Here is an 11,855-nt window from a genome sequence, read left to right on the forward strand (position 1 = left end):
AATGAAGTGAGGCAGGTAAATTGGCAATGCCGGATGTAACCATTCGCGGTGCAGGTATTTTCGGGTTGTCCATCGCATGGGCCTGCCTGCAACGCGGCGCGCGCGTGCAGGTCATCGACCCGGGCGGCGTTGGTGCCGGATCAAGCGGCGGCATTGTCGGCGCGCTGGCGCCGCACACACCGGAAAACTGGAACAGCAAAAAGGCGTTCCAACTGGACAGCCTGCTACTGGCCGGCACGTTCTGGGCCGAAATCGATGCCACATCCGGCCTGTCATCAGGCTATGCCCGCAGCGGACGGCTGCAACCGATCCCCGATGAAATTGCTCTCGAACGGGCGAAAAACCGTGGCCGCAACGCCGAAACCCTCTGGCAGGGCAAAGCCGTGTGGGAGGTGGTGCAGGCAGATCGCGATTGGGCGCCGCTCAGCCCGACAGGGTACCTGATCCATGATACTCTCAGCGCGCGGATACATCCGCGACAGGCCTGTGCCGCACTTGCCGCCGCGATCACGGCACGGGGTGGGCGCATCCTGTCTGATGCCCCCGATCAGGGCGCGGTGATCTGGGCCACCGGCGCGCACGGTCTGGACCAGCTGAGCCAAGAACTGGGCCGACCGGTCGGCGGCCCGAACAAAGGTCAGGCGGCGCTGTTGCAGCCCGCCGCCCCGCTGCCGCCGGATGCGCCGCAGATTTTTGCCGACACCGTCCATGTCATCGCGCATGCCGACGGTACAATTGCCATTGGCTCAACCAGCGAACCGGTCTTTGATGATCCGGCTGCGACAGATGGCAAACTGGACGCCGTCATTGCCCGCGCCCGCGCCGCCGTTCCGGCGCTGCACGATGCCACGCTGATTTCCACCTGGGCCGGATTGCGCCCCCGCAGCCGATCCCGCGCGCCTGTTCTGGGCACCTATCCGGGGCGGGCGGGCCATTTTATCGCCAATGGCGGGTTCAAGATCGGCTTTGGCATGGCACCGCGGATCGCCACGGTGATGGCCGATCTGGTGCTTGACGGGGCGGATCATATTCCCGATGAATTCAGGCTGGAACCACCCGGCACAGCCTAATCCGCCGTCGCACTCATACATTGCCGCCCGTCCGGCCCGCGCACCCACAAATCACCGTCTTTCCAGCACAGGCTTGCGGTTTCGAAATGCATCAGCGGGGCAGTCGCGCGAAAGGCAAATCTGCGCAGCGTTCCAAGGTGGGATTGCGCCAGAAGCATCAGATGTTGCGCCAATAGCGGACCATGAACCACCAATCCGGCATAGCCTTCCACATCGCGGGCATAATCCAGATCATAGTGGATGCGATGCCCATTGAAGGTCAGCGCGGAATAGCGAAACAAAAGCGTCGACGAAAACGCCACATCGTGCCGGTCCGTTTCATCGCGCGCGGCCATCGGCGGTACCGGTCGCGGGGCATCGGGCGATGGATCTTCCCGATAGACCAGATCATGCCATTCGCTCAGGCACAATTGCCCGTTCTGATGAATATCATGGCGCAGGGTAACAAAGGCCAAAGGCCCGGTGCGGCCGTCTTTGCGTGCGGCGCTTTCCAATACACTGGTTTTCACCGCATCAACGCCCGCAAGCAGCGGTGCGTGAAATTCAAGCCGCCCGCCCGCCCACATCCGGCGCGGCAGGCCCATATCGGGGATAAGCCCGCCCACTTTCGGGTGCCCGTCACGCCCCAGTTGATCGGGCGGTTGTGGTGCCCAGAAATACAGCTGGTGAAAAAACGGCGGCAGAGCACTGCCCTGACGGATCGTCGGCGCCTGCCCCAACGCAATTTCAAACGCAGCCGCCCGCGCCGGATCCAGAACATCGGTTTGACGGTGTTCGCCCTGTGTCGCATCATCATTCATAAAGCGCAGGATATGGCGCTGACCGGAAAGGGGCAATTGCCGATGACACCACACATTACCGCAATCGATCATCTGGTGTTGACGGTTGCCGACATCCCCCGAACGATCCGGTTCTATCGCGACGTTCTGGGCGCACAGCCCAAGGAATTTCCCGTTGCCGATGGCAGCACCCGCTGGGCGCTGGATATCGGGGCGCAAAAGATCAACCTTCATCTGCACGGGAACGAATTCGAACCGAAATCCGCACATCCGACGCCGGGTTCGGCAGATCTGTGTTTCCTGTCAGATGCCCCTGCCGATCTCTGGTGCGCGCACCTTGCCGCACTTGACGTGCCTATCGAGGACGGCCCGGTTAAGCGCACCGGTGCAACTGGCCCGATCCTGTCGATCTATCTGCGCGACCCCGATCAGAACCTGATCGAAATCGGCACGCCGCCGGGTACCTAACGCCCGATTTCCGCGCGCAGCGCCGTCATCAGTGCTTTCAGCGTCTTGGTGTACATTTCGCTTGTCAGGTGGCCCTGATCGTCGAATTCATTGCTGCTGTCGGCCAGATGCACCTCTGGACCCTGCAGGATACGGGGGCGAAACGCCACAAGACAGGATCGCAATGTGGTTTGCGCCCGTTCCCCGCCCGCACGCCCCGCTGCCGCCGACATCACCGCAACCGGTTTATCCGACCATGGGTTGCCGTCTGTCCGGCTGACCCAGTCCAGCGCATTCTTCAACACACCGGACAAGCCCTTGTTGTATTCCGGCGTTGAAATGACCACAGCGTCTGCTTGCGCAATCTGGTCCGCCAGCCGCTGCACCTCGGACGGGATCCCGTCTGCGTCCTCGTCATCGCCGTTATAAAGCGGCAGCAACAGGTCGGCTTCGACATAGGTTGCATCCCCGAACAGGCGCGCGGCTTCGCGGATCAACTTGCGATTGGTCGCGTCCTTGCGCAGGGAACCGGAAATCCCGAGAAGTACAGGCTCTGACATAAACTGGTCCTTTGAATAATTGCGTCTGCTGCCTTACGTAACCTTTGAGTTACAAAAACAAAGGGCTTTGGTGCGAAACCGGGGCCATTCGCGGTAAATGATGCAAACGGCGCGAATGCTTTTGGCAAATCCCTGCAATGCCGGGGTTTGGTTTCCCGTTAGCTCTTCAAAGCCGCCTGTGTCTGACCATGTGGGTGTGGAATGGCGATGAACGGCCTCGGTGCGGACGATGCGCCAGTTCGTTACTGCCTCAAGAACGTTCGCTTCGAAAAACAAAGTAAAAAGCCGAAGTTCGCAGCCACCCGGATTAAACGTCAAAAAAATTCCGAACTTGCGCCTCGAACACAAAACGCATTCTTTACTTCTCAAAGTTTAACAAATTGGAGAATGCACAAGCAATGTCGCGCATTGTTTCGTTTGCCAAATCGGGCCTCGATATGGATGCGCTTCATCGTGCCATGCTGGCTGCATTCTCTGACTACGTTGTTCCTCTGCAACCAGATGCAGATACATTTCGATCAACGCTGAGCTCTAGAGGTTTCGATCCCGAGGCGTCCTTTGTCGCCGTCGACGGAGATGAAATCATCGGATTTTGGAACGTGGCGACGCGCAACACCAAACGGTACCTGATAGGCAGCGGCACACGGATTGGTCATCGACGCAAAGGATTGGCGTCAAGCTTGGGTATGGCGGCGATAAATGCGGCAGAGAATGCCGGGATTGAGAGCTTTTGGCTCGAGGTTATTGAGGGAAACGAAGGCGCTGAACGTCTCTATACGAAGATGGGGTTTGACGTGACCAGAAAGCTCGACTGTTATCGGCTTGATCATCCATCTCCTGATCCGTCCTCATTCAAACTGGCGGATTTCGGCACCGTTGCGAATGCCATTCAAAGGTATTCGACTTGGGAGCCGACCTGGCAGAACGCCAAGGAAACCATTTCTGGCCTGCGGCTGACGTCCTTCCTGCACGAAAAAGGCGGAGCGATCATTGGCGCTGGTGGCCTCGTGCATCAGATTGCCGCCAGCGAACCCTCGGCATTGGAAGACCTCCTTGCTGCGGCAGCCACGGTCGGCTCTCTGACATTGGTAAATGTCGATTGCTCTGACAGCGCCTTACGGTTCCTTCTGCAGGAGCTTGGGGCTCACCGCTTCATCGTTCAGTCGGAAATGCGTCTGTTGTTGCCGAAAGTATCTTAGCGGTCTTTCGAACTCGGCGCAGCATCGGTAACTCTGGCCTCATTCCAGCCATTGCTGTTCCAGCTTCTGAAACGCATTGACTGCGGCACCTGCAATGCCGGGGTGTGGTTTCCTTTTTGCTCTTTGAAGCAGCTTGCGGTTGCAGAATGGCGATGAACGGCCTCGGTGCGGACGATGCTGCTATTCACGAGCACAGGTCAAACGTACTCAATTGTGTCTATGCGGCGACCGCTTCGACAATGTGAATTCTGGCCGGGACAGCAATGCCATCTTCGCTTTGATACTGTTTGCAGGCGTCAATGATCGCAGCTCTGATGTCATCAAGTTTATGTTCGTCGACCTCAACGTCCTTGAGCATCATGCCAACCGTTACTTTCATGTGAAGGTCTGCAACGCGTTCCGCCGAGCCGGGCGGGCGCAACAACAGATCAAATGTTTCGATCTTGGATTTCCAGCCAGTTCGCTCCAAGACCGTTTCAAGAGCAGTTGGGTCACCAAACCGCATTGGCCCCGGTCCAGAAGGATCCGGCCTTTGTACGTCCGCGATCATTTGATCGACTATTCTGCGAGGCATGGAAAACCACGGATTTTCACGAGGCGTGGCCCATACTGTTGCCGTCATACGTCCATTGGGCTTAATCGCGGATCTAAGATTCTTGAAGGCGGCATCGTTGTCATCAAAAAACATAATCCCGAAGTTTGCTATAACCGCGTCGAACATGTCTTTTTCATATGGATGTGAGCCAGCGTCTCCTACGATCAGTTGGACATTGTCTGGCGCACGTTCCTTGGCAACAGCAACCAAAGGCGAAGCGACATCAATTCCAAGTACACGGCCCTGATCCCCCACTGATTTGGCTGCATGAAGGAGTGTGGGTCCAGTGCCACAGCCGACATCCAATACGGTTTCCCCAGATTTCAGTTTTGCCGCTTCAAAAAGTGCTTCGAATACCTCGCTGAAGGAGGTTTCCAAATCTGGAGCCGCCTCCAGCCAAGGACGCGCCATTTCATCCCAATCCATAATTAGTCCAATCTGAATAGTTGCAAGAATATGATCAGCATAGCGGACATTCGATTGTCACGCAGCATCGGCCACTCCGGCCTCAATCCTGACAGTGCCTCGAAGCCCAATTGGACCGCCCCTGCCATTGTCGGACGACACGGAACACTTGTTTTTCGGGATGCAGGCGACCTTGGCCAAAATCGGGCTCTAGCTGGAGAACCGTGCCCGAACGGTCTCGATGTCAAGTTGGTGTTCCGTCAGACCTTCGGCCTCCCATTCGCTTCTTTCCGCCTCGAAAAAGTCGCCACCGTAAATGTGCAATGCACCGGTAAGCCGGGGAATTGGATTGGTCACGGAATGAATGATATCCGCACCCATCGGGCAGACGTCGCCGGTTGACAATGCCTTTGCACCGGCCGCTTCGATCAGCCCGTTTGGGTGATCTTTGATGCGGCGCCAGAATATGTTGTCCTCGCGGCCACCGTAGATGCCTATCACAGCCCACATTTCGTGGTTATGAGGCGGGATGGTCGTTGACGGTTTCCACGCCAGATTCACGATCGTCAGTTTTGACGATTGATAAAGCGGGGTAATGCCCGGCTCTGTCGGCGCTCCCAGCGACGCAAGCACATCGGCAGGATCAGACATTACGCGCCGCATTACTTCGGCAGCTGATTTGTGTGTCGGGTCTGTTTCAACAGCTTCGACGCAGTCTGCGACAAATCTATCAATATCGAACATCCAGCAATCCCCCCTGTGGCAACCTTACCACAAACAGGGCTTGTCGTCAGCAATGGCCCAAATCCAGCCAGTGCCACGGGGTTTTCCAAAAACGCATTGACCGCAGTTTTTGCGAAAAAACAAAGGGCTCCGGTGTGAAACCGAAGCCCTTTACTGTGCTGTTATGCGCGATCAGGCGGTCGGCAGGATCACGATTTCCACGCGACGATTCTGTGCCTTGCCTTCCGGCGTCAGGTTTGACGCAATCGGCTGGTCCTCGCCGCGCCCATAGGCCTGGATACGCGATGCCGGTACGCCTGCACCCAAGAGAACGCTGGACACGGAATCGGCGCGGCGTTGCGACAATTGCTGGTTATACGCCGCTTCACCTGTATTGTCGGTATGTCCGATGATCTGGACTGTCGAATTCGGGTAGTTCTGCAAATTGCTGGCCACGGTGCGCAGATCGCTTTGCAGATCGGGGCGGACCGACGCGCTGTCGGTTGCAAACAGGATATCCTGAGGCAGCGTTAAGATCAGGCGGTCGCCGGTGTTTGTAATCTGTACATCTTCATTCGCCAGCTGCTGGCGCAACTCGGCCTCCTGACGATCCAGATTGTTGCCGGCAAAGCCGCCCACGACACCGCCAAGCGCCGCACCCGCCAGCGCTGCTTCGGTTTTGTTGCCCGATCCGCCAACCAGCGTGCCCAGCGCCGCGCCAACACCGGCGCCCAAAAGGGCACCCTGTTTGGCGTTCGCATTCGGGTCATCGGGGTTGTTCAGTTGTGAAGGATTGGTGCACGCGCCCAACGCAAACGTGCCGCACACCGCCAGGATCAGGGGGGTTTTTACTGATATCATTGCTCTACTACCTCGTATCGGGCCCTTTTTTTCAGGGCGCGGTTGATTATGGCCCCGTTCTTAAACCCTGTGCACATCACAATACAATGAAAACTGGGCTTCGGCAGCATTCCGCGCATGGCTATTTGTGGCAATATCAGGCCTCGGCGCGGGCGGATTCATACGCCAGCAGCGCCCGTTTGACGGGCAAACCCCAATGATAGCCCCCCAGTCCACCTGATTTGCGTAAGGCGCGGTGGCAGGGGATCAGCCAGCTGATCGGATTGCGCCCGACCGCCGTGCCCACCGCGCGCACGGCGCGCGGGTTACCGACGGCATCGGCGATTTCCGAATAGGTCGTCACCTGCCCCGACGGGATGCTTAACAACGCCTCCCACACCTTGATCTGGAACGGCGCACCGATCAGATACAGCGGTGTTGGTGACAGTTCGTTTCCCTGCGCCCCAAAGGCCGACAGCACCCAGGGGCGCAACATCATCGGATCTTCTACAAATGTCGCCTTGGGCCAGCGCGACAGCATGTCCGCCATCGCAGCCTCTTCTCCGGTTTCGGCTGCGAACGCGATACCGCAAATGCCCTTGTCCGTACCCATCACAAGGCTGGGGCCAAACGGGCTGTCAAACCATCCCCAGAACACCTTCAGGCCGTCGCCACCGCGGGCAAACTCTCCGGGGCTCATCGCTTCCCAGCGCAGGAACATGTCGTGAAGGCGCCCACTGCCCGACAGACCGGTGGCCATCGACGCCTCAAGCGTCGTGAAATGATCGCGCAAAAGCGCCTTGGCATGGCCCAGTGCAAGATATTGCTGGAACCGTTTGGGCGAAACGCCCACCCAGCGCGAAAACACCCGCTGGAAATGCGCCGGACTCATATCCATCTGGGCAGCCAGCGCCTCAAGGCTCAGGCCCGCCCCATCCTGATCAATCAGATCAATGGCGCGGCGCATCACGCCGTAATGATAGCCCTGTTCGCTGTTACCGGTGTCCATATCCATACCCATTGCGTCCTCTGGCCCTTGATACAGCAAAACTACGCAATTCGCCCGGACCACGCGACCCGAAACATGCGCAAATCCGCGACTACCGGCGCGCCCAACGGTTCAGCGCGTGCGCCGCAACCCCGATCACCAGCCCCCAGAACGCTGACCCGATCCCAAAGGCGCCGACCCCCGATGCCGTCACGACAAAGGCAATCGCGGCGGGAAACGGATCATCCTGCCCCGCAAACGCCAGACGGGCCGATGCAACAAACGGTCCGAACAGCGCCACACCGGCAATCATCGCGACCAGTGCAGGCGGCACGTTCCCGATCACCCCAACCACCGATGCCCCGCCCAGCGCCAGCACGCCATAGCCCGCCGCATAGACCGGCCCGCACAGCCACCGCTTGTTCCTGTCGGGATGGGCATCGGCGCCGGTACAGATCGACGCGGTGATTGCGGCCAGACTGGTGGTATGCCCGCCAAAGGGCGCACTTAACAGTGATGCGGCACCTGTAATTGCAACAATGGGACGGCTGGGCGGCACGTATCCCGATGCCTGCAACACTGCAAATCCCGGCAGGTTTTGCGAGGCCATCGTGACCAGATACAGCGGAATACCCAGCCCGATCAGAACCGCCGGATCGAAAACCGGGGCAACCCAGACAAATTCGGACCAAGCAAGGCCATGGGTCTGGCCGGCAAGACCCAGCGCATAGGCAAGCCCGACACCGCCGATCACCACGGCCAGAACAGCCCAGGCGGGTGAAAACAGGCGGATCACAAGAAAGGCAATGACCAGCGGCACACCCAGCAGCGGCAACGCCACAGTCTCAACCGCCACACCCAACACAAACGGAAACAGAACCCCGGCAAGGATCGCGGCGGCGATGCCGGACGGGATACGCTGCACCAGCGCACTTAGCGGTTTGAACGCGGCGGTGATCATCAGCAACAGCGCGCAAAACAAAAACGCGCCGACAGCCATCTGGATCGACACGCCCGATGTGGTGGCAATCAGCGCCGCTCCCGGTGTTGACCAAGCGGTGACAATGGGCATCCGGTAGGTCACGCTTAGAATGGCCGTGGTCATCATCATCGAAACGCACAGAACGGCAATCCAAGATGCGGTTTGCGCCTGCGTTGCCTGCACCGCCTCGGCGGCGGCGATCACCACGGCAACCGATCCGCCAAACCCCACCAGAACCGCAACAAGCGCTGAAATAACAACCGAAACTCTCATCGCGCTCTCTGATATTGCGTTCTGCGCGCATGTTTGCGGGCCAATCCCGTGCGTGTCAAACGCGCATGTGATTGAACTCTGGCCGGTCGCGGATTAAGACGATTGCGACCCCTTGAATGCGGGACAGAACCGACCGCAGGGGCGACATGGCAAAGCAGCTTGATTATCACACCATCCGCGAGATTTTCAGCCGGTTTCAGACGGCAGATCCCGAACCCAAGGGCGAACTGGATCACGTCAACGTCTACACTCTGGTTGTGGCCGTCGCCTTAAGCGCGCAGGCCACCGATGCCGGTGTGAACAAGGCCACCAAAGCCCTGTTCAAAGTTGCCGATACTCCGGAAAAAATGCTGGCTATGGGCGAAGAAGGTCTGACCGAATATGTGAAAACCATCGGCCTGTTCCGCCAAAAGGCCAAGAACGTGATCAAACTTAGCCGGATACTGGTCGAAGATTATGGCGGCGTGGTGCCAAATTCGCGCGCTGCGCTGCAATCATTGCCCGGTGTCGGTCGCAAGACTGCCAATGTCGTGCTGAATATGTGGTGGCGCTATCCCGCTCAGGCCGTCGATACCCACATCTTCCGTCTGGGCAACCGTTCGGGCATTGCACCGGGCAAAACCGTGGATGCGGTGGAACGCGCCATCGAAGACAACATACCAACCGATTTTCAACTACACGCCCATCACTGGATGATCCTGCACGGGCGCTATACCTGTGTCGCGCGCAAACCCAAATGCGCCGCCTGCCTCATTCGTGATCTCTGCCAATTCGAGGATAAAACCCTATGAAAACCTACCAGCTTGTCGGCATCGGAAATGCCGTTGTCGATGTGATTTCGAAATCCGATGATCAGTTTCTGGATGATATGGGCATTCAGAAAGGCATCATGCAACTGATCGAACAGGACCGGGCGGAAACCCTGTACGGTGCGATGAAACAAAGGGTGCAAACCCCCGGCGGCTCTGTCGCCAACACCATCGCGGGGGCCGGCGCGCTGGGGTTAAGCACCGCCTTTATCGGGCGCGTGCATGACGATGCGCTGGGGCATTTCTATGCCGACGCGATGAACGAAGGCGGAACCGATTTCGTGAATCCGCCGGTCAGGAACGGCGAACTGCCCACCTCGCGCAGCATGATCTTCGTGTCGCCTGATGGCGAACGTTCGATGAATACCTATCTTGGCATTTCGTCCGAACTGGGCCCCGATGACGTGCCCTCCGATGTTGCAGGACAGGCCGAGATTATTTTCCTCGAAGGGTACCTGTTCGATAAGGACAAAGGCAAAGAAGCCTTCCTTCAGGCAGCACGGGCCTGCCGCGCCAATGGTGGCAAGACAGGTATCGCAATTTCCGATCCGTTCTGCGTTGATCGCCACCGCGCCGATTTTCTGCAACTGATCGGCAATGAACTGGATTACGTGATCGGCAACGAGGCCGAAATCCGGTCCTTGTTTGAAACCGACGATCTGGAAGACGCGATTGCGCGCACCGCTGCAATGTGTCCGCTGGTTGTCTGCACGCGGTCCGGTGACGGTGTCTCGATCATTTCCGATGGCCAGCGCATCAACATCGCGGTTGAAAAAATCAAACCGGTCGACGCCACCGGCGCCGGGGATCAGTTTGCCGCCGGCTTCCTTTTCGGGCGGGCGAACGGCCATGATCTTGAAACCAGCGGGCGCATGGGGTGCGTTGCCGCGCGCGAGGTGATTGGCCATGTCGGCCCGCGCCCCGAAAACGATGTGGAAACCCTGTTCCGCGCGGCCGGATTGCTGGGATAGGATGATGCTGGGCGTCGGTGAATACGAAATACCCAAGGGCAAATTGTCGGTTGTCGTCACCTATCTTGAAATGACCGCGCCACAACCCGTACGCGCCGCCCCCGCGATCAAGGGCTTTTCCATGCGCCGCGTCACCAATCCGGATGTTGCATGGTATCGCGATCTGTTCCGCCGGGTCGGTGCGCTGGAATGGCTTTGGCATTCACGTCTTGATCTGGACGACGCGGAACTTGACGCGATCCTGACCGATCCCGCCGTACACGTTTACGCCGCACAGCTTGACGGGCAGGACGAAGGTATTGTCGAACTTGATTTCCGCACCCAAGGCCTGTGCGAGCTGGCATTTTTCGGCACCACGCGATCCCTGATGGGCAAGGGCGCGGGACGGGCTATGATGAACCACGCGATCACCGCAGCCTGGGCCGAACCCATCCGGCTGTTGCATGTGCACACCTGCACCGCAGATCACCCTGCCGCGCTGGCGTTTTATCAGCGCAGCGGCTTCGTTCCGGTGCGACAGACCATCGATATCGAAGAAGACCCGCGCCTGACCGGGATGGTCCCACGCGATTCCGGCCCACATGTTCCGATATTCGACTGATCCCGCAGCGCCTAAAGAAGCGCGCGGAATTCGTCCACGACACGGGCATAAACATCCCGTTTGAACGGCACGATATGATCAACCAGAAGATCGATCGGCAACCAGCGCCACTGTGAAAACTCAGGGTGTTCCGTCGCTATGTCGATCTGGTCGTCACGGCCGTTAAAGCGCATCAGAAACCATTTCTGTTCCTGCCCCCGATACCGGCCCTTCCAGATCTGCGGGACCAGATCGTGCGGCAGATCATAGGGCAGCCAGTCTTTGGTTTCCGCCTCGATCGTCACCAGATCGGGCACAACACCGGTTTCTTCCCATAATTCACGCAGGGCGGCGTCACGCGCGCTTTCGCCCTTGTCCACGCCCCCTTGCGGCATCTGCCACGCCTCAGTGAAGCGGTCGCGCCGCTGGCCCACAAACACCTCGCCCGCCGCGTTGCACAACATCACGCCGACACAGGGGCGATAAGGCAGTCTGGCAATCTGATCCGGTGTCATCGGCGGCATCCTTTTGGCAGTTGGCCTATCTCTAACCTACCGATACATTAGTACAAGCCCGTGACGCGGCGTAGCGCGTGACATGGCCGCACGGTTGGGGTGATCTGTGCCCAACGTAT

The 11,855-nt window shown here is 58.6% G+C and carries 14 protein-coding genes; 6 read left to right on the forward strand and 8 right to left on the reverse strand.

Going from position 1 to position 11,855, the window contains the following annotated elements:
* The first annotated feature begins 26 nt into the window (after nt 1-26).
* Entirely contained in the window at nt 27-1,070 is a 1,044-nt protein-coding gene (locus C1J05_RS19160) for an NAD(P)/FAD-dependent oxidoreductase (RefSeq protein WP_114871656.1), read from the forward strand.
* Here the strand turns inward: C1J05_RS19160 and C1J05_RS19165 are convergent.
* Nucleotides 1,067-1,870, reverse strand: a complete 804-nt coding sequence (locus tag C1J05_RS19165) for an FAS1-like dehydratase domain-containing protein (protein ID WP_114871657.1) — start codon at nt 1,868-1,870, stop codon at nt 1,067-1,069. The two genes, C1J05_RS19160 and C1J05_RS19165, sit on opposite strands and share 4 nt — an antisense overlap.
* A gap of 42 nt (nt 1,871-1,912) precedes the next feature.
* Here C1J05_RS19165 and C1J05_RS19170 point away from each other — a divergent pair, with 42 nt between their 5' ends.
* Nucleotides 1,913-2,317, forward strand: a complete 405-nt coding sequence (locus C1J05_RS19170; RefSeq protein WP_114872457.1) for a VOC family protein — start codon at nt 1,913-1,915, stop codon at nt 2,315-2,317.
* On the opposite strand, the gene C1J05_RS19175 is transcribed toward C1J05_RS19170, so the two are convergent.
* Entirely contained in the window at nt 2,314-2,856 is a 543-nt protein-coding gene (locus tag C1J05_RS19175; RefSeq protein WP_114871658.1) for an NADPH-dependent FMN reductase, read from the reverse strand. The two genes, C1J05_RS19170 and C1J05_RS19175, sit on opposite strands and share 4 nt — an antisense overlap.
* 398 nt (nt 2,857-3,254) lie before the next feature.
* On the opposite strand from C1J05_RS19175, the gene C1J05_RS19185 reads away from it, so the two are divergent.
* Nucleotides 3,255-4,055, forward strand: a complete 801-nt coding sequence (locus tag C1J05_RS19185) for a GNAT family N-acetyltransferase (RefSeq protein ID WP_114871660.1) — start codon at nt 3,255-3,257, stop codon at nt 4,053-4,055.
* A 217-nt stretch (nt 4,056-4,272) separates the two neighbouring features.
* Here C1J05_RS19185 and C1J05_RS19190 read toward each other — a convergent pair whose 3' ends face one another.
* The 5 genes from C1J05_RS19190 to C1J05_RS19210 form a co-directional block, all read right to left on the reverse strand.
* Nucleotides 4,273-5,076 (reverse strand): class I SAM-dependent methyltransferase, encoded by an 804-nt coding sequence (locus tag C1J05_RS19190; RefSeq protein ID WP_114871661.1) that lies wholly within the window; start codon nt 5,074-5,076, stop codon nt 4,273-4,275.
* A 189-nt stretch (nt 5,077-5,265) separates the two neighbouring features.
* Nucleotides 5,266-5,799 (reverse strand): hypothetical protein, encoded by a 534-nt coding sequence (locus tag C1J05_RS19195; RefSeq protein WP_114871662.1) that lies wholly within the window; start codon nt 5,797-5,799, stop codon nt 5,266-5,268.
* Between the two features lie 171 nt (nt 5,800-5,970).
* A complete protein-coding gene (locus tag C1J05_RS19200; RefSeq protein ID WP_114871663.1) occupies nt 5,971-6,639 on the reverse strand; it encodes an OmpA family protein in 669 nt (222 codons plus the stop codon).
* 136 nt (nt 6,640-6,775) lie between these two features.
* On the reverse strand, nt 6,776-7,627 hold the full coding sequence (locus tag C1J05_RS19205; RefSeq protein WP_114872458.1) for a methylated-DNA--[protein]-cysteine S-methyltransferase: 852 nt from the start codon (nt 7,625-7,627) through the stop codon (nt 6,776-6,778).
* A 91-nt stretch (nt 7,628-7,718) separates the two neighbouring features.
* Complete coding sequence (locus tag C1J05_RS19210; RefSeq protein ID WP_114871664.1) at nt 7,719-8,861, reverse strand: benzoate/H(+) symporter BenE family transporter; 1,143 nt, start codon at nt 8,859-8,861, stop codon at nt 7,719-7,721.
* 146 nt (nt 8,862-9,007) lie between these two features.
* Here C1J05_RS19210 and nth point away from each other — a divergent pair, with 146 nt between their 5' ends.
* From nth to C1J05_RS19225, 3 genes are read left to right on the forward strand one after another with little or no spacing between them, the layout of a single operon-like run.
* A complete protein-coding gene (gene nth / locus C1J05_RS19215; RefSeq protein WP_114871665.1) occupies nt 9,008-9,652 on the forward strand; it encodes an endonuclease III in 645 nt (214 codons plus the stop codon).
* Nucleotides 9,649-10,641, forward strand: a complete 993-nt coding sequence (locus C1J05_RS19220; RefSeq protein ID WP_114871666.1) for an adenosine kinase — start codon at nt 9,649-9,651, stop codon at nt 10,639-10,641. Before nth ends, C1J05_RS19220 begins: the two co-directional genes overlap by 4 nt.
* 1 nt (nt 10,642) lies before the next feature.
* Complete coding sequence (locus tag C1J05_RS19225) at nt 10,643-11,242, forward strand: GNAT family N-acetyltransferase (RefSeq protein WP_114871667.1); 600 nt, start codon at nt 10,643-10,645, stop codon at nt 11,240-11,242.
* Nucleotides 11,243-11,253: 11 nt separating this feature from the next.
* Here C1J05_RS19225 and C1J05_RS19230 read toward each other — a convergent pair whose 3' ends face one another.
* Nucleotides 11,254-11,736 carry an RNA pyrophosphohydrolase gene (locus C1J05_RS19230; RefSeq protein WP_114872459.1) on the reverse strand — a complete coding sequence of 161 codons (483 nt, stop codon included), beginning with the start codon at nt 11,734-11,736 and terminating at the stop codon, nt 11,254-11,256.
* Nucleotides 11,737-11,855: the final 119 nt, after the last annotated feature.

This window comes from Sulfitobacter sp. JL08, assembly GCF_003352045.1.
Taxonomy (GTDB): domain Bacteria; phylum Pseudomonadota; class Alphaproteobacteria; order Rhodobacterales; family Rhodobacteraceae; genus JL08.

Excerpts from the sequence above, each read along its gene's own strand:
- C1J05_RS19175 (WP_114871658.1), bottom strand. The coding sequence starts at position 2,856 with ATGTCAGAGCCTGTACTTCTCGGGATTTCCGGTTCCCTGCGCAAGGAC.
- C1J05_RS19225 (WP_114871667.1), top strand. The coding sequence starts at position 10,643 with ATGATGCTGGGCGTCGGTGAATACGAAATACCCAAGGGCAAATTGTCG.
- C1J05_RS19195 (WP_114871662.1), bottom strand. The coding sequence starts at position 5,799 with ATGTTCGATATTGATAGATTTGTCGCAGACTGCGTCGAAGCTGTTGAA.
- C1J05_RS19165 (WP_114871657.1), bottom strand. The coding sequence starts at position 1,870 with ATGAATGATGATGCGACACAGGGCGAACACCGTCAAACCGATGTTCTG.
- C1J05_RS19185 (WP_114871660.1), top strand. The coding sequence starts at position 3,255 with ATGTCGCGCATTGTTTCGTTTGCCAAATCGGGCCTCGATATGGATGCG.
- C1J05_RS19230 (WP_114872459.1), bottom strand. The coding sequence starts at position 11,736 with ATGACACCGGATCAGATTGCCAGACTGCCTTATCGCCCCTGTGTCGGC.
- C1J05_RS19160 (WP_114871656.1), top strand. The coding sequence starts at position 27 with ATGCCGGATGTAACCATTCGCGGTGCAGGTATTTTCGGGTTGTCCATC.
- C1J05_RS19210 (WP_114871664.1), bottom strand. The coding sequence starts at position 8,861 with ATGAGAGTTTCGGTTGTTATTTCAGCGCTTGTTGCGGTTCTGGTGGGG.
- C1J05_RS19205 (WP_114872458.1), bottom strand. The coding sequence starts at position 7,627 with ATGGACACCGGTAACAGCGAACAGGGCTATCATTACGGCGTGATGCGC.
- C1J05_RS19200 (WP_114871663.1), bottom strand. The coding sequence starts at position 6,639 with ATGATATCAGTAAAAACCCCCCTGATCCTGGCGGTGTGCGGCACGTTT.
- C1J05_RS19220 (WP_114871666.1), top strand. The coding sequence starts at position 9,649 with ATGAAAACCTACCAGCTTGTCGGCATCGGAAATGCCGTTGTCGATGTG.
- nth (WP_114871665.1), top strand. The coding sequence starts at position 9,008 with ATGGCAAAGCAGCTTGATTATCACACCATCCGCGAGATTTTCAGCCGG.
- C1J05_RS19170 (WP_114872457.1), top strand. The coding sequence starts at position 1,913 with ATGACACCACACATTACCGCAATCGATCATCTGGTGTTGACGGTTGCC.
- C1J05_RS19190 (WP_114871661.1), bottom strand. The coding sequence starts at position 5,076 with ATGGATTGGGATGAAATGGCGCGTCCTTGGCTGGAGGCGGCTCCAGAT.